This is a genomic window from Vogesella sp., from assembly GCF_046297735.1.
GTDB lineage: Bacteria > Pseudomonadota > Gammaproteobacteria > Burkholderiales > Chromobacteriaceae > Vogesella > Vogesella urethralis.
The window spans coordinates 159,759-174,625 of the sequence record NZ_JBKBHK010000007.1; the positions used below are offsets into that span (position 1 = coordinate 159,759).

General features: G+C 65.3%; 15 protein-coding genes. 12 read left to right on the top strand and 3 right to left on the bottom strand.

The window, feature by feature from the left end:
• Positions 1 to 35 precede the first annotated feature (35 nt).
• The 5 genes from ACK4FZ_RS10860 to ACK4FZ_RS10880 are packed head-to-tail and all read left to right on the top strand — an operon-like array spanning position 36 to position 4,395.
• Positions 36 to 989 carry a Bug family tripartite tricarboxylate transporter substrate binding protein gene (locus ACK4FZ_RS10860; RefSeq protein WP_409820747.1) on the top strand — a complete coding sequence of 318 codons (954 nt, stop codon included), beginning with the start codon at positions 36 to 38 and terminating at the stop codon, positions 987 to 989.
• Between the two features lie 3 nt (positions 990 to 992).
• On the top strand, positions 993 to 1,508 hold the full coding sequence (locus ACK4FZ_RS10865; RefSeq protein ID WP_409820749.1) for a tripartite tricarboxylate transporter TctB family protein: 516 nt from the start codon (positions 993 to 995) through the stop codon (positions 1,506 to 1,508).
• A complete protein-coding gene (locus tag ACK4FZ_RS10870; protein ID WP_409820752.1) occupies positions 1,509 to 3,011 on the top strand; it encodes a tripartite tricarboxylate transporter permease in 1,503 nt (500 codons plus the stop codon). It begins immediately after the preceding gene.
• 59 nt (positions 3,012 to 3,070) lie between these two features.
• Entirely contained in the window at positions 3,071 to 4,102 is a 1,032-nt protein-coding gene (locus tag ACK4FZ_RS10875) for an AbrB family transcriptional regulator (protein WP_409820754.1), read from the top strand.
• Positions 4,103 to 4,155: 53 nt separating this feature from the next.
• The gene (locus ACK4FZ_RS10880) at positions 4,156 to 4,395 is read left to right on the top strand and encodes a hypothetical protein (protein WP_409820757.1); all 240 of its coding nucleotides are present in this window, start codon (positions 4,156 to 4,158) and stop codon (positions 4,393 to 4,395) included.
• A 105-nt stretch (positions 4,396 to 4,500) separates the two neighbouring features.
• On the opposite strand, the gene ACK4FZ_RS10885 is transcribed toward ACK4FZ_RS10880, so the two are convergent.
• Positions 4,501 to 4,962 carry a GNAT family N-acetyltransferase gene (locus ACK4FZ_RS10885; RefSeq protein WP_144370578.1) on the bottom strand — a complete coding sequence of 154 codons (462 nt, stop codon included), beginning with the start codon at positions 4,960 to 4,962 and terminating at the stop codon, positions 4,501 to 4,503.
• 153 nt (positions 4,963 to 5,115) lie between these two features.
• Here ACK4FZ_RS10885 and ACK4FZ_RS10890 point away from each other — a divergent pair, with 153 nt between their 5' ends.
• On the top strand, positions 5,116 to 5,325 hold the full coding sequence (locus tag ACK4FZ_RS10890) for a hypothetical protein (RefSeq protein ID WP_409820759.1): 210 nt from the start codon (positions 5,116 to 5,118) through the stop codon (positions 5,323 to 5,325).
• 45 nt (positions 5,326 to 5,370) lie between these two features.
• On the opposite strand, the gene ACK4FZ_RS10895 is transcribed toward ACK4FZ_RS10890, so the two are convergent.
• Entirely contained in the window at positions 5,371 to 8,865 is a 3,495-nt protein-coding gene (locus ACK4FZ_RS10895; RefSeq protein WP_409820761.1) for an indolepyruvate ferredoxin oxidoreductase family protein, read from the bottom strand.
• Positions 8,866 to 9,281: 416 nt separating this feature from the next.
• On the opposite strand from ACK4FZ_RS10895, the gene rarD reads away from it, so the two are divergent.
• The 6 genes from rarD to ACK4FZ_RS10925 all read left to right on the top strand — a co-directional run bounded on the left by rarD (position 9,282) and on the right by ACK4FZ_RS10925 (position 13,940).
• Positions 9,282 to 10,190 carry an EamA family transporter RarD gene (rarD, locus tag ACK4FZ_RS10900; protein WP_409820763.1) on the top strand — a complete coding sequence of 303 codons (909 nt, stop codon included), beginning with the start codon at positions 9,282 to 9,284 and terminating at the stop codon, positions 10,188 to 10,190.
• 252 nt (positions 10,191 to 10,442) lie between these two features.
• On the top strand, positions 10,443 to 10,649 hold the full coding sequence (locus ACK4FZ_RS10905) for a hypothetical protein (protein WP_144370574.1): 207 nt from the start codon (positions 10,443 to 10,445) through the stop codon (positions 10,647 to 10,649).
• Positions 10,643 to 11,935 (top strand): GNAT family N-acetyltransferase, encoded by a 1,293-nt coding sequence (locus tag ACK4FZ_RS10910; protein WP_409820767.1) that lies wholly within the window; start codon positions 10,643 to 10,645, stop codon positions 11,933 to 11,935. The genes ACK4FZ_RS10905 and ACK4FZ_RS10910 overlap by 7 nt, the downstream gene beginning before the upstream one ends.
• Complete coding sequence (locus ACK4FZ_RS10915; protein WP_409820769.1) at positions 11,932 to 12,807, top strand: GNAT family N-acetyltransferase; 876 nt, start codon at positions 11,932 to 11,934, stop codon at positions 12,805 to 12,807. The genes ACK4FZ_RS10910 and ACK4FZ_RS10915 overlap by 4 nt, the downstream gene beginning before the upstream one ends.
• Positions 12,804 to 13,457: an alanyl-tRNA editing protein gene (locus tag ACK4FZ_RS10920; protein ID WP_409820771.1), complete on the top strand. Its 654-nt coding sequence runs from the start codon at positions 12,804 to 12,806 to the stop codon at positions 13,455 to 13,457. The genes ACK4FZ_RS10915 and ACK4FZ_RS10920 overlap by 4 nt, the downstream gene beginning before the upstream one ends.
• Before the next feature lie 114 nt (positions 13,458 to 13,571).
• Positions 13,572 to 13,940: a VOC family protein gene (locus ACK4FZ_RS10925; protein WP_409820773.1), complete on the top strand. Its 369-nt coding sequence runs from the start codon at positions 13,572 to 13,574 to the stop codon at positions 13,938 to 13,940.
• A gap of 5 nt (positions 13,941 to 13,945) precedes the next feature.
• Here the strand turns inward: ACK4FZ_RS10925 and ACK4FZ_RS10930 are convergent, their stop codons facing one another.
• Positions 13,946 to 14,833, bottom strand: coding sequence for a carboxylate/amino acid/amine transporter (locus ACK4FZ_RS10930; protein ID WP_409820847.1), 888 nt, complete (start codon positions 14,831 to 14,833; stop codon positions 13,946 to 13,948).
• Between the last annotated feature and the right edge of the window lie 34 nt (positions 14,834 to 14,867).

Here is a 14,867-nt window from a genome sequence, read left to right on the forward strand (position 1 = left end):
CACAACACTGCTGTACCACAACACTGGAGAGACTCATGAAACTGAAAGCCCTGCTGGTTTCCTGCCTGGTAGCCTTGGCCCCGATCGCTGCCCAGGCGCAAGTTGAACAATTCAAGATCATGGCCCCGGCCAACCCGGGCGGCGGCTTCGATACCATCGCTCGCACCCTGGGCGAAGCGCTGCAAGCTTCCGGCCAGGTAAAAAACGTGGTGGTAGAGAACAAAGCCGGTGCCGGTGGTGCCATCGGCATGGCGCAGTTCGTCAACAATGAAAAAGGCAACCCCAACGCGCTGCTGGTAGCCGGTGCCGTGACCGTTGGCGCGCTGGAAACCAACAAATCGCCAGTGAACTTCGGCATGGTGACCCCGATTTCACGCCTGATGGGTGAATTCAACGTCATCGTGGTACCGGCTTCCTCGCCGTACAAATCCATCAAGGACCTGATGGCCGCCTACAAGGCCAACCCGGGTGCTGTCAGCATCGGTGGCGGTTCGGCCGGTGGTATTGACCACATCATGGCCAGCCTGATGTCTGAACGTGCCGGTGTGGACCCGGACAAGCTGAACTACATCCCGTTTGCCGGTGGTGGTGAAGGCAAGGCTGCCATCCTGGGTAACCAGATCGCTGCCTACATCAGCGGCTACGGCGAACTGGCCGACCTGATCAAGGCCGGCAAGGTACGCGCGCTGGGCATCTCTGCCGCTACCCGCAACCCGGATATCCCGGTACCGACCATCCGCGAACAGGGTACTGACGTAGTGGTATACAACTGGCGCGGCGTGTTTGCCCCCCCGGGCATCAACGCCGCCCAGCGTGCCCAGCTGATCAAGATGGTAGAAACCGCCGCCAAGTCGCCGACCTGGAAAGCCAAAGCCGAAAAAATGGAGTGGCTGGACATGCTGCAAAGCGGTGACAGCTTCAAAGCCTTCCTGGACGAAGACATCAAGCGTACTGCCGCTACCGTGAAGAAACTGAAGCTGGGTAACTAAGCCATGATCAAGCGCGTATCTGGCGAGCAATGGCTCGCCTTCGGGATCATCCTGCTGGGCCTGTTCATGGCCTCGCAACTGCAGGACATCTCGAACGACGCCGGCTATGCCGGCGTCGGACCGCGCTTCTTCCCGTCACTGGTGATTACCGGTCTTATCGTTGCCGGTGGCGCGTTGCTGATGCAGCGTCGCCACCGTAACGGGCCGGACACCGTGCTGAGTGACGGCGAGAACGACGCGGAACAACTGGAAGCCGAAGAAGACGCCAACCGTGGCGAAGCTGACTGGCGCATGTTTGCCATCGCCAGCGGCAGCCTGATTGCCCATATGGCACTGATCGGCCTGATAGGTTTCACCCTGGCCGGAACCCTGCTGTGCTTCGGCGTCTGCCGCGCGTTGGAAACGCGCCGCCCGCTGCTGGACCTGGTGCTGTCCTTCCTGTTGGCCTTGGGCCTGTTCCATCTCTTTAAATGGCTAGGGCTGAACCTGCCGGCGCTGATCACCGGGGGAGTACTGTAAATGGAATCGTTGAACGCCCTGTTTTCTCTGGGCTTTGCCACCGCGCTGACCCCGGCCAACCTGCTGTGGGCGCTGCTGGGCTGCACCTTGGGCACCGCCATCGGCGTACTGCCTGGCGTCGGCCCGGCCGTTACCGTGGCCTTGCTATTGCCGGTTACCCAAAGCGTTGACCCGACCGGCGCCTTGATCATGCTGGCCGGTGTGTACTATGGCGCCATGTTCGGTGGCTCTACCACCTCCATCCTGCTCAATACCCCGGGTGAAGCCGGCTCCATCGTGTCGGCACTGGAAGGCAACCGCATGGCCAAGGCTGGCCGTGCCGGCCCGGCGCTGTCTACCGCCGCCATTGGCTCCTTCGTGGCAGGCTCCATTGCTACCGTATTGCTAACCCTGCTGGCCCCGATCATTGCCGGCTTCGCCCTGCAGTTGGGTCCGGTGGAAACTTTCTCGCTGATGATGATGACTTTTGCCGCCGTGTCTGCCGTACTGGGCAACTCGCCGCTGAAAGGCTTTATCTCGCTCTTACTGGGCCTGGCCATTGGCCTGATCGGCATCGAACCGCAATCTGGCCAAAGCCGCTTTACCTTCGGTGTCATGCCGCTGATTGACGGCATCGACATCGTGGTCATCGCCATGGGCCTGTTTGCCGTGGGGGAAACGCTGTACACCGCCACCTACGAGAACAAGGTAAAAGCCGGCCTGGAAACGCTCAGCGGCAAGTTCTGGATGAGCAAGGAAGACTGGAAGCGCTCGTGGAAACCGTGGCTGCGCGGTACCGCCATCGGCTTCCCGTTCGGCACCCTGCCGGCCGGCGGTACCGAGATGCCCACCTTCCTGTCGTACTCGGCCGAACGCAAGCTGGCCAGCCCGGAAGTGCAGAAAGAGTTCGGCAAGGGTGCCATCGAAGGCGTGGCCGGCCCGGAAGCGGCCAACAACGCCGCCGTTACCGGCACGCTGGTACCGCTGCTAACGCTGGGTATCCCCACGTCGGCCACCGCCGCCATCATGCTGTCTGCCTTCCAGCAGTACAACATCGTGCCCGGCCCGCTGCTGTTCGACACCAACCCCGAGCTGGTATGGGGCCTGATCGCCTCGCTGTACATCGGCAACGTGATGCTGCTGGTACTGAACCTGCCGCTGGTTGGCCTGTGGGTGCAGTTCCTGAAAGTGCCGCGCCCGCTGCTGTACGGCGGCATCCTGGTACTGGCCACCATGGGCGCCTACGCACTGCGCCAAAGCTGGTTCGACCTGATGTTGCTGTACATCATCGGCGTGCTGGGCTTCCTGATGCGACGCTACGACTTCCCGGTGGTGCCGCTGATCGTCGGCCTGATCGTGGGCCCGATGGCCGAGAAACACTTCCGCCGCGCCATGTCCATCCACCAGGGCGACCTCACCGTGTTCGTGACGCACCCGATCTCGCTGGTGATCCTGCTGGTGACCGTCGCCATCCTGCTCGTGCCGCCGCTGATGAAGCGCCGCCAGAAACTGCTGCAAGCCTGACCGCCTGCTGATGGCCACCGTCAGAAGCGGCCGCTCACCCTGTACTCCCGGTACAAGCGATGTTGTACTTCTCACACGCCAGCGGACTCGTCATCAGTCTCGCTGGTGTTTTTTTTTGGCACACCGCCGGCGGGCCGCTGCCTTGGCTGCTGGGCCCCTTGCTGGCCATGCTGGCGGGCCGCCTGCTGGGGCTGCCGCTGGCGAGCGTGCCTTACAGCCGCGAACTGGGCCAGGCCATCGTCGGGCTGGCGCTGGGGCTCACCTTTAGCCACGAGGCGCTGCTGCGTACTGTAGCGATGGCACCATGGATTGCGCTGGCGGTGACATTTGCCTTCTTGCTGGCCTGGCTCGCCATGCAGATGCTGCGCCGGCTGTGCCCGGGGCTGGACCCGCTTACCGCCTGGCTGGTGGCGCTGCCGGGCGGTGCTTCGGAAATGACCGCCATCGGCGCCCGCCGTGGCGCAAAAAGCGAATGGATCGTGCTGGGCCAGAGCCTGCGCGTGCTGATCGTGGTGCTGCTGTACCCCGGCGCCTTTGCCCTGTTCGGGCACAGCACTGCACCGTTTGCCACCACGCTTGCACCACTGGGCAGCAGCGCACTGCCGTGGCTACTGCCGGCCTTGGCGCTCGGTGCGCTGTTGCAGTGGCGACGTGTGCCCAACCCGTGGTTCATCGGGCCGCTGCTGATCAGCCTGGTACTGGCCAGCAGCGAAACCGTCACTGGCCGCCTGCCAGTCGGTTGGGTAGAGCTGGCGCAGCTGCTGATCGGCATTGCGCTGGGCGTACGCTTCGACCGCCAGCAGATGTTGGCCGCACCGCGCTTTGTGGCAGCGTTTCTGGCCAGCTTGGGTAGCCTGCTGCTATTGGCCGTGGCCGGTGCCGGCCTGCTGGCCATGCTCGCAGGGCTGCCACTGCCGCTGGCCATCCTGGCGCTAGCCCCCGGCGGCATTACCGAAATGTGCCTGACCGCCAAGGCGATGGGGCTGGATGTGCCCACCATCATCGGTTTTCAGCTGTGCCGGCTGGTGATGGTGCTGCTGCTGGCCGAGCCGCTATCGCGCCGCCTGCTAACAGCCAAAGACCAAAGCTGAAGCTGGCATGGCATTTGCAACAGTCATCACCATACCTCCTACCGGACATCATCATGCGTAGCCTGTTTACCAAGCCACAAGCCCCCGTCACCAGCGACGCCGTCATCTTCAACTACCAGCAACCCGCCCGCGCCCGCCTGGTGGCACTGGGCAGCGGCAAAAAGCTGTGGCTGGTGGAAACCTACGACCCGCAGCACAAGGTATGGATATGGCAGCAAGAAACCAGCGATATGGAACAAGCCGTCGACGACGCCCGTCGCCTCAGCCTGTTTCCTGCGCGCAAGCTGTCCTGAACTAACTGGTATTTTACTGGTTTAACGTTGGCCGCAAAACAGCACAGCAGGGGAATACCGGTCGCCGGCATGGCCGCTATTCCCCTTGTCATTGCTAGCTTTCCACTACTTATCAACAGGTTGTGGATAAATTCCGGGGTGGCTGTCGGGGATCAGCATGGCCGGCAAGGTGCGCAAATAGAAGTCCACCGGCCCGGCACTGCCGATGATGGCGTAGCCATAACCCAGTTCGCGTAGCGCGTGCATCGACGCCAGCAGCAATATGCGTCCAAAGCCTTGACCTTGCTCGCTTTGCTTGACACCCGTGGGGCCGAAGAAGCCGCGTGCCGTCACGTCGTAGCAGGCAAAACCCAACCGTTCCGCACCCCGCTGCATGACCCAGGCCGAGGCCGGTTGCTGCCGGAAAGCCGTATCGAATTCGTCGGCCCAGCCTTCAGAAAACGTCTGGCTTATCCACATGCGCCACGCGCTGCGTTCGTGCGGTAGCGGGTGGCGCAACACCACGCCGTCGGGCACGGCGGGGCAGGGTGGCAAACCGTACAGCTTTACCAGAATGTCGGCAGGCATGGCGTTTTCCTGTGGATAATTCAAACCTGTTTAATACCACTTATTACCCGATGCAGCCAGTAGCGGCTGTCACGCCGCCGTCACCCCGCTTTCATCGCCTTGCCACAACGGGCGGGCATGCTGTCGCGCCTTCGCTTACCGACTGTTGCCCACATGCTGAACCGTGAACTCACCCTGGCTGCGCTGGTGGCATTACCGCTGGCCACCCTGCTGTGCGGCGGCATGCTGCTGCGCTGGCCGACCACCCCGCTGTGGCTACCGGCTCTACTGATGTTGTTGCTGCCAATGTGGAGCGCCATGGTGCTGTACGGCAGCGGGCTGGACCGTGCTCCACGCAATATGCAACATCTGCATAGCGCATAAAAAAACGGGCCTTGCGGCCCGTCAAACACCCTCAAACAATGCCCGTTACGCGGCCGCGCCCTTTTGCGAGGACGGCGGCGCATCGAACCCTTTGCGCAACGCGGCCAGCCGTGTTTGGGCGGCTTGATAGCCTGCCTCTTTGACATGGCCGAAGCCGCGAATACCTTCGTACAGTTTCACCATCTCGGTGGCGGTGGCCAGGTTGGCCGCCGACAGCCGGCCGCACAGCTCGGCCACCAGGTTTTCGAACTCGGTGATCATCGCGCGCTCCAGGCGGCGGTCGGCCTGCCAGCCGAACGGGTCCAGCGCGCTGCCGCGCAGGCCCTTGAAGCGGGCAATCACCCCCAGCGCCTTCATCGCCCACGACCCCAGGTTCACCTTTTTCGGCTGATGGCCGGTCATCCAGCTGGCGCCAAAGTGGAAGGTGAGGGTGAGGTCGCCGTCGAACTGCTCTTTCAGCGCCCGCTGGAACTCGCCGTCGCTGTACAGGCGCGCCACTTCGTATTCGTCCTTGTAGGCCAGCACGTGGTAGTAGGCACGGGCTACCGCCAGCGTCAGCGCGCTGCTGCCCGGCTTGGCACGTTCTTCGGCAGCTTTCACCTGCTCCACCAGCGCCTTGTAGCGGGCGGCCAGCTTGTCGTCCTGGTAGGCCACCAGCTCCTTGCTGCGGTGGTGCATCACGCCTTCCACCGTTTCACGCGGAACGAACTGCACCACGGCCGACGGACTGACCAGGGTCTCGATACGCGCCGGGTCGTGCGCGGCGTGGCGGCCCCACTGGAAGGCGTCCTGGTTGAACTGCACGGCAGCGCCGTTCAGCTCGATGGCCTTCATGATGGCTTCCAGCGATACCGGTACCTGGCCTTGCTGCCAGGCGTAACCCAGCATGAACATGTTGGCCGCAATGGCGTCGCCCATCAGCGCGGTGGCGATGCGGGTGGCGTTCACTTCGGCAAAGTGCTGGCTGCCCACCGACTCGACGATGGCGTCTTTCATCGCCTTGGCCGGGAAGCGTACGTCCGGGTTTTTCAGGAAGGCGCTGGTTGGCGATTCGTAGTTGTTCACCACCACGTGGCTGAAGCCTTCGCGCATCTTGGCCAGTGCTTCTTCGGCGGCGGTCACCACCAGGTCGCAGCCCAGTACCAGGTTGGCGTCACCGGCGGCAATGCGCACCGCGTGCAGTTTTTCCTGGCTGTCGGCAATGCGTACGTGCGACCACACCGAGCCACCTTTTTGCGCCAGGCCGGCCATGTCCAGCACCGTCACGCCCTTGTTGTCCAGGTGCGCGGCCATGGCCAGTACCTGGCCGATGGTCACCACGCCGGTACCGCCGACGCCGGTGACCATGATGCCGAACGGCTCGTGCACACCCGGCAGTTGCGGCTGCGGCAGCGCCGGCATGCTGGCCAGGCTGGCGGCGGCACCGCCGGGCTTGCGCACCTTGGCGCCGGCGACCGACACAAAGCTGGGGCAGAAGCCTTCCACGCAGGAGAAGTCCTTGTTGCAGCTGCTCTGGTCAATCTTGCGCTTGCGGCCCAGCGCGGTTTCCACCGGCAGTACCGACAGGCAGCCGGATTTCTTGCCGCAATCGCCACAACCTTCGCACACGCGTTCGTTGATGAAGGCGCGGCGGTCCGGATCGGGGAATTCCTTGCGTTTGCGGCGGCGGCGCTTCTCGGCGGCACAGGTCTGGTCGTGAATCAGGATGGTGACGCCGGCGGTATCGCGCAGTTCTTTTTGCAGGCGGTCCAGCTCGCGGCGATGGAACACTTCCACGCCCGGCGCCAGGCCTTCTTTCAGGCCGTGCGCGGTGCGGTACTTGTCCGGGTCGTCGCTGGTGATGACGATGCGGCCAACCCCTTCGGCGTGCACCTGGCGGGTAATCATCGGCACGTCCAGGTAGCCGTCCACGTTCTGGCCACCGGTCATCGCCACCGCGTCGTTGTACAGGATCTTGTAGGTGATGTTGACCTTGCCCGCCACCGCAGCGCGGATGGCCAGCAGGCCGGAGTGGAAGTAGGTGCCGTCACCCAGGTTGGTGAACACGTGCTTGGTGGTGGTAAACGGCGCCTGGCCCAGCCAGGTAATGCCTTCGCCGCCCATCTGGGTAAAGGTCTTGGTGGTGTCGCCTTCGATCCAGTGCGCCATGTAGTGGCAACCGATGCCGGCCACGGCGCGGCTGCCTTCCGGCACCTTGGTGCTGGTGTTGTGCGGGCAGCCACTGCAGTAATGCGGAATGCGCGCGATGGCTTCGCGCGGTTTTACCAGCTGGGCTTCCTTGTCGTCGTAAAACTTCAGGCGATCGTGGATCACCGGGCTGTCGTACAGGTTGGCCAGGCGCTTGGCGATGGCGCGGGCGATCATGGCCGGGGTCAGCTCGCCGGCAGCCGGCAGCAGCCAGTCGCCGTGCGGCAGCGCCCATTCGCCTTTTTCGGCAAACTTGCCCACCACGCGCGGGCGCACGTCGTCGCGCCAGTTGTACAGCTGTTCTTTCAGCTGGTATTCGATGATCTGGCGTTTTTCCTCGATCACCATGATCTCTTCCAGGCCCTCGGCAAACTGGCGCACGCCTTCCGGCTCCAGCGGCCACACCATGCCCACCTTGAAAATGCGCAGGCCAATGTCGGCGGCCAGTTTTTCGTCGATGCCCAGGTCGTCCAGCGCCTGCATCACGTCCAGGTAGCTCTTGCCACAGGTGATGATGCCCAGCCGCGCCTTGGGTGAATCCAGCGTCACGTGGTTCAGCTTGTTGACGCGGGCGTAGGCCAGCGCCGCGTACAGGCGGTGGTGCAGCACGCGCTTTTCCTGCGCCAGTGGGGTGTCCGGCCAGCGGATGGACAAACCGTCCGGCGGCAGCGGGAAGTCTTCGGGGATCAGCGTTTGCACGCGCTCGGGGCTGATGTCCACCACGGCGGCGCTTTCGATGGTGTCGGAGATGGCCTTGATCGACACCCAGCAGCCGGAATAACGGCTCATGGCCCAGGCGTGCAGGCCGTAGTCGATCACCTCTTGCACGCCGGACGGGCTGAGCACCGGAATCATGCTGGCGGCCAGGATGTGGTCGGACTGGTGCGGGAAGGTGGACGACTTGGCGGCGTGGTCGTCGCCGCAGATCAGCAGCACGCCGCCGAACTTGCTGGTGCCGGCCACGTTGCCGTGCTTGATCACGTCACCGGAGCGGTCCACGCCGGGGCCCTTGCCGTACCACATCGAATACACGCCGTCGTACTTGGCCCCCTCGAACATGTTCACCTGCTGCGTACCCCACACCGCGGTGGCGGCCAGGTCCTCGTTGAGGCCCGGGTGGAACACCACATTGTGCGCGGCCAGGTGCTTGCTGGCCTTCTGCATGGTCTGGTCCACATTGCCCAGCGGCGAGCCGCGGTAGCCGGTAACGTAGCCGGCGGTGTTCAGCCCGGCGGCGCGGTCGCGCGCCTGCTGCATCATCGGCAGGCGTACCAGCGCCTGGATACCGTTGAGCAATACCTGCCCGGTAGGTGCCGTGTATTTGTCTTCCAGTTCGACGTGGCGAATCGACATGGTGTCTCCTCCATCTGTGTGCTTGTCGCAGCGGGTCGGGTGAAGCCTTGTGAGCCGTCCCGTCCTGGTGATGTGGCCCGGCAGCGGTAAGCAGCGGGCGATGTCTCTGTCTCTTTATAGTGTGTTGATGGCGTGGCCACCGCTTTGTGCGAACACTAGTTGACGTAAACGTAAACGTCAAAAGCTTTGTCGTTTTTTTCCGCCTCGCGCGCACGCGAGTGCGGCAAATGTGCCAGTGCAGCAAAATCGCCGCCGCTACCCGCACGGCATGGTGCTGTTCACGCGTGCCGCAGGTGGAAACACTGCGTTCTGCCGCCACGGTTGAGCACGCCAGTGCCGCACCGCTACAGTGCAGCCTTGAGTCATTCCCGCCACCGGCTACCCGCCGGCCTGCGGCCAACCTTAGAGACGTATCCATGTCATCTACACCCAACGAAACCGGCAAAGGCGTGCTGTACGCCACCGGCGCGTTCTTTATCTGGGGCCTGTTCCCGCTGTACTGGAAGCCGCTGCACGCGGTGCCGGCGCTGCAAATCCTGTGTCACCGCATTGTGTGGTCGGCGGTATTCGTCGCCATCGTGTTACTGGTACAACGCAACTGGCGCTGGCTGGGCGATAGCCTGCGCGACGGCGCCCGCCTGCGCGTGTTTGCGCTGTCGTCGCTGCTGCTGTCGTTCAACTGGCTGATCTACATCTGGGCGGTCAACGAAAACCGGGTGGTGGAAGCCAGCCTGGGTTACTTCATCAACCCGCTGGTGAACGTGCTACTGGGGCGGCTGTTTCTGGGCGAACGGCTGACACGCACCCAGGGCATCGCCATCGGCCTGGCCACGCTGGGCGTGGCGTGGCTGACACTATCGGTAGGCACGCTGCCGTGGGTGGCGCTGAGCCTGGCGGCCACCTTCGGCGTGTACGGCCTGCTGCGCAAAAAAGCGCCGCTGCCGTCGCTGGAAGGGCTGGCGCTGGAAACCTTCCTGATGCTGCCCTTGGCGCTGGCCGCGCTGCTGTGGTTTGCCGTGCGCGGCGACGGCGCCTTCGGCCAGCTGGGCCTGGCCACCGACGCGCTGCTGATGGGCGCCGGCGTGGTCACCGCCATCCCGCTGCTGCTGTTTGCCAGCGGCGCGCGCCGCCTGAAGCTGGCCACGGTGGGGCTGATCCAGTACCTGGGCCCCACCATCCAGCTACTGCTGGGCGTATGGCTGTACCACGAGCCGTTCGGCAGCAGCCGCGCCATCGGCTTCGGCCTGATCTGGGCGGCGCTGGCGCTGTACTCCGGCCACGGCCTGCTGGGCTACCTGAAAGCACGGCGCGCCGCTGCCGCCTAGGGCCAGACGTTGGCCGCAACACCACAAGGGCAAGCCATGCGGCTTGCCCTTGTTCTTTCACGCTGCCCGTGGCGATAAAACCTCACTTGCACCGCGGGCTGGCCACGGTCTGCCCCTTCGGCCATTGACGCCGTACGGCGCCATCACCACAATGCCGCTGTCCTCCGCCACGCGGACGGCATTTCGATCTTTATGCATACCGGCCCATCCTGCTGCGGCAGCGGGCCACGCTCTTTACAAGGAAACGCCATCATGGCATCGCTCTTTACCCTGTCGCGCCATCTCGCGCGCGACGTGCTCGCCGACGAGCTCCCCCCGCAACACCACCATCGCCTGTGGCAGGCACTGTGCCAGCACGCCAGCAGCCTGCTACACGCCCGCGCCCGCCCCGTCCTGCCCGCACACCACCAGCTGTCACAGCAACGCTGGTTGCTGGAGAAAGGCCCGCACCGATGCTGACCCTGCCACTTGCCACACCCCGCCTGCGCCTGCGCGACTTCCACGCCGACGACGCCGACGCCTACTGCCGTCTGCGCAGCGGCGGCGCCTTCGGCCGGCACTACGCCGCCCACGAGCTCAGCCCCGGCTTCAGCCAGGGCTTGCTGCAGCAGTTCATCGCCCAGCAGCAGGCCACCCCGCGCCGGGCATGGCAGCTGGCCATCACCCTGGCCGACAGCGGCACGCTGATCGGCTCGGTCGGCCTGCGCCACAGCAGCCTGCCCGGCGAGGCACAGTTCGGCATCGAGCTGGACCAGGCCTACTGGGGCCAAGGCTACGCCCAGGAAGCCAGTACCGCCTTGCTGTACGCCGGCTTCAACCCGCTGGGCCTGCACCGCGTGGAAGCCGACACCCACGCGGCCAACCTGCCGGCGCAGCGGCTGGCCCGCCGCCTGGGCTTTGTGCCCAGCCGCCAGGAGGGCGAGCGCCACATCCTGGCGCTGTCGCTGGACCTGCCGGGCGTGCTGAGCGAGCGCAAACTGCTAGGGCAGACGGCACAGCTGCGCCGTCACCCCGGTTACTGGCAGCTGGCCACGCCGACGCAGCCAGACTTCTACTTTGGCAACCTGCTGCTGCCCGACCAGGCCCCGCTACAGCGCGACGCGTGGGAAGCCCGCTTCGACGCTGTTTTCGCCGGCCACGCCGGCGTACAGCACCGCACGCTGCTGTGGGCGATGGAAGACGAAGACTGCGCCGCGCGTTACCAGCCGTGGCTGGACGCCGGCTACCAGTACATGGAAACCTGCGCGCTGCTGCTTACCCGCGACAGCCTGCGGCCAACCCGGCTACCCGCCGGCTACACGCTGCGGCCGCTGGCCAGCGACGACGACTGGCAGCAATGGACTTCGCTACTGGCCGCCAGCCGCGACCCCGGCCACGATGAGGCAGGCTATCGCCGCTTCCTGGGCGGCCTGCAGCAGCGTTACCAGCAACTGGACAACAACGGCCACGGCCATGTGTGGGGCGTGTTTGCCGACGGGCAGCTACAGGCCAGCGCCGGCCTGTTTGCCTGGCAATCGCTGGGGCGCTTCCAGATGGTGGCCACCGCGCCGGCGGCACGGCGCCTGGGCTTGGCCAGCGGCCTGGTCAGCGCGCTGGCGGAATGGGGGCTGGCGCGGGTACCGCGGCTGGTGATCGTGGCCGATGCCCACTACCACGCCATCGATCTGTATCGTAAGCTGGGTTTCGTCCACGCCAGCAGCGAAGCCTCGTTGTGCTGGTGGCCACGCCCAGCGGAGACCGCATGATCATCCAGCCCTACGCCCCGCACCTGCGCGACGCCGTTGCGCAGTGCTACCTCGACACCCGGCGCCACGCCTTCCACTGGCGCCCGCCGCACAGCATGCAGCTGGCCGACTTCGAGCGCGACACCGCCGACGAGAGCCTGCTGGTAGCACTGGCCGACGACGGCAGCGTGCTCGGCTTTGCCGGCGTCTACCCGCGCGAAAACTTCGTCCACCACCTGTACGTGCGCCCGGAGCAACAGGGCCACGGCGTGGGCAGCGCGCTGCTGCAAGCCTGCGAAACCCGCTACAGCGGCCGCCCCACGCTGAAGTGCTACGCCGCCAACGCCCAGGTGCTGGCCTTCTACCGCCGCCATGGCTGGCAGCCGGCAGGCGAGGGCGTCGACGCCGAAGGCCACCGCTGGCTACGCCTGCAAGGGCCGCAACCGGTGGTGCTGTTCAGCACCGACTGCGCCCGGCTCGACCGCGAGCAGGTGTACCACTACCTCAGCCGCGAGTCGTACTGGGCCGCCGGCCTGCCGCGCGACATCTTCGAGGCGTCGCTGCAGGGCTCGCTGGTGATCGGCGGCTACAACGCCGACGGCGAACAGCTGGCCTTTGCCCGCGTGATTACCGACTACGCCACCTTCGCCTATCTGGGCGACGTGTTCGTCACCGACAGTGCGCGCAGCCAGGGCATCGGCAAAGCGCTGATGCGCTACATCCAGCTACACCCGCGGCTGCAAAACCTGCGCCGCTTCATGCTGGCCACCGCCGACGCGCACGGCCTGTACGCGCAGTTCGGCTTTGGCGCGCTGGGCAAGCCGGAACGCATCATGGAAAAAGTGGAGCCGGCCATTTACCAACGGTTGGCCGCAGAGCGGGGCCAGGCATGACCCGCAAGGTATTCTGGGACGACCCCTACCTGTGCACGCTGGACACCACAGTGACCAGCGTAGCCGGTGCGGAGGTCACGCTGGCCGCCACCATCCTGTACGCCGAAAGCGGCGGCCAGGAAAGCGACCACGGCAGCATAGCCGGCTGGCCGGTGCTGGCGGCGCGCAAAGAGGGGCAGGACATCGTCTACACGCTGCCACCGCAACACGGCTTGCAGCCCGGCGCGGCGGTGACGCTGCAGCTGGACTGGCCGCGGCGCTACCGGCTGATGCGGCTGCACTTTGCCGCCGAACTGGTGCTGGAAACGATTTATCAGACGCTGCCGGACGTGGAAAAAATCGGCGCCCACATCGCCGAACACAAGGCGCGTATCGACTTTGCGCTGCCTCAAGCCATCACCCCGCACCTGCCCGCCTTGCAAGCGCGCATCGACGCGCTGATTGCGGCCAAGCTGGCCATTACCAGCGCCTTTTCCGACGCCGCCAGCGGGCGCCGTTACTGGGAGCTGCCCGGCATCGCCCGCGTGCCCTGCGGCGGCACCCATCTGCGCCACAGCGGCGAGGTGGGGCGCATCGCGCTGAAGCGCAAGAACGTGGGCCGTGGCAAGGAGCGGGTGGAAATCACGCTGCTGGACGACGCGCCCGCATGACGGCGCTACCGCTTTCCAGCTGGCAGCAAGCCGAAAAAAACTGACTCCCTACTGACAGCAGGCTGGCAGCAGGGGGCGCGTAGGCTGTGGTTTCCCCCAGTAAGGAACACCACCATGACCACCGCCATCGTTGCCAACCTGCAGCTGATCTACGTCAGCGACATCGCCCGTTCCACCACCTTCTACCAGCAGCTGTTTGCGGCCAAGCCGGTTTTCACCAGCCCGCAGTACGTGGCCTTTGCCGGCAGCGGCGACGCGCTGTTTGCGCTGTGGTCCGGCACCGCGCCCGACCAGCACGCCGCGCCGCGTGGCGAGATCGGCATCATGCTGCCCGATGGCAGTACCGTGGCGGCGCTGTATGCGCGCTGGCAGCAGGACAGCCGCCTGAACATCGTCAGCCCGCTACGCGAAGAACCCTACGGCCAGACCTTTGTGCTGGCCGACCCGGACGGGCACCTTATCCGCGTCTGCCAGCGCGATTAATCCGGCTAGGCCGGCCTGCGCGCCGGGCGCCGGCTACTGGCCAGCTGCACGCACAGCACGCTGGCCAGCACCGTCACCATGCCGGCCAGCGTCCAGCCGTGCAGGCTTTGCCCCAGCGCCACCCAGCCCAGGATCACCGCCGCCACCGGGCTGAGCAGGCCCAGCGCCGACACCGCCACCGGCGGCAGCAGGCGCAGGCCGCGGAACCACAAGCCGTAAGCCAGCAGCGCGCCCACCAGCGACAGGTAAGCATAGCCCGCCACGTTGGCCGCCGACAGCGCCGGCATCGGCGGGTCCAGCCACAGCGCGGCCGGCAGCAGCATCACACCGCCCAGTGTCAGCTGCCAGCCGGTCAGCGCCAGCAAGGGCAGGCTGCTACCCCAGCGCCGTGCCAGGTACATGCCCAGCGCCATCACGATGGCGCCGCCGGCCGCCGCCAGCACACCCAGCGTGTCCCACTGCGCGTTGCCGGCATTCAGCAGCACCGCCATGCCGGCCAGGCCACTGCACGCCGCCAGCAACACCAGCGGCCGTGGGGTTTGCCGCTCCAGCAGCCATAACAAGCCCATCATCAGCAGCGGCTGAATCGCCCCCAACACCGCCGCAATGCCGCCGGGCAAACGGTAGGCCGCCATGAACAACAGTGCCTGGAAGGCCCCGATATTCAGCAGCGACAGCAGCAGCAAGCGTGGCCATTCCTGCCGTTGCGGCAGGTGGCGCGTCCACAGCAGCAACAGCAGGCCGGCCGGCAGCACGCGCAGCACACCGGCGCTGAACGGCAGGCCGGGTGGCAACCATTGCGTGGTCACCAGGTAAGTGGAACCCCAGATCAGCGGCACCACGGCAGTCAGCAGGGTGTCGCGCCACAGGCGGGAAGCAGTCGTCACGGCGATATCTCCAATTCAAGATATAATTATCGTAATCGAT

What these genes read in the sequence shown, in the direction of transcription:
- ACK4FZ_RS10870 (WP_409820752.1), top strand. Translation starts at nt 1,509, where the DNA reads ATGGAATCGTTGAACGCCCTGTTTTCTCTGGGCTTTGCCACCGCGCTG.
- ACK4FZ_RS10860 (WP_409820747.1), top strand. Translation starts at nt 36, where the DNA reads ATGAAACTGAAAGCCCTGCTGGTTTCCTGCCTGGTAGCCTTGGCCCCG.
- ACK4FZ_RS10910 (WP_409820767.1), top strand. Translation starts at nt 10,643, where the DNA reads ATGCTGACCCTGCCACTTGCCACACCCCGCCTGCGCCTGCGCGACTTC.
- ACK4FZ_RS10905 (WP_144370574.1), top strand. Translation starts at nt 10,443, where the DNA reads ATGGCATCGCTCTTTACCCTGTCGCGCCATCTCGCGCGCGACGTGCTC.
- ACK4FZ_RS10865 (WP_409820749.1), top strand. Translation starts at nt 993, where the DNA reads ATGATCAAGCGCGTATCTGGCGAGCAATGGCTCGCCTTCGGGATCATC.
- rarD (WP_409820763.1), top strand. Translation starts at nt 9,282, where the DNA reads ATGTCATCTACACCCAACGAAACCGGCAAAGGCGTGCTGTACGCCACC.
- ACK4FZ_RS10895 (WP_409820761.1), bottom strand. Translation starts at nt 8,865, where the DNA reads ATGTCGATTCGCCACGTCGAACTGGAAGACAAATACACGGCACCTACC.
- ACK4FZ_RS10875 (WP_409820754.1), top strand. Translation starts at nt 3,071, where the DNA reads ATGTTGTACTTCTCACACGCCAGCGGACTCGTCATCAGTCTCGCTGGT.
- ACK4FZ_RS10915 (WP_409820769.1), top strand. Translation starts at nt 11,932, where the DNA reads ATGATCATCCAGCCCTACGCCCCGCACCTGCGCGACGCCGTTGCGCAG.
- ACK4FZ_RS10920 (WP_409820771.1), top strand. Translation starts at nt 12,804, where the DNA reads ATGACCCGCAAGGTATTCTGGGACGACCCCTACCTGTGCACGCTGGAC.
- ACK4FZ_RS10890 (WP_409820759.1), top strand. Translation starts at nt 5,116, where the DNA reads ATGCTGAACCGTGAACTCACCCTGGCTGCGCTGGTGGCATTACCGCTG.
- ACK4FZ_RS10925 (WP_409820773.1), top strand. Translation starts at nt 13,572, where the DNA reads ATGACCACCGCCATCGTTGCCAACCTGCAGCTGATCTACGTCAGCGAC.
- ACK4FZ_RS10885 (WP_144370578.1), bottom strand. Translation starts at nt 4,962, where the DNA reads ATGCCTGCCGACATTCTGGTAAAGCTGTACGGTTTGCCACCCTGCCCC.
- ACK4FZ_RS10880 (WP_409820757.1), top strand. Translation starts at nt 4,156, where the DNA reads ATGCGTAGCCTGTTTACCAAGCCACAAGCCCCCGTCACCAGCGACGCC.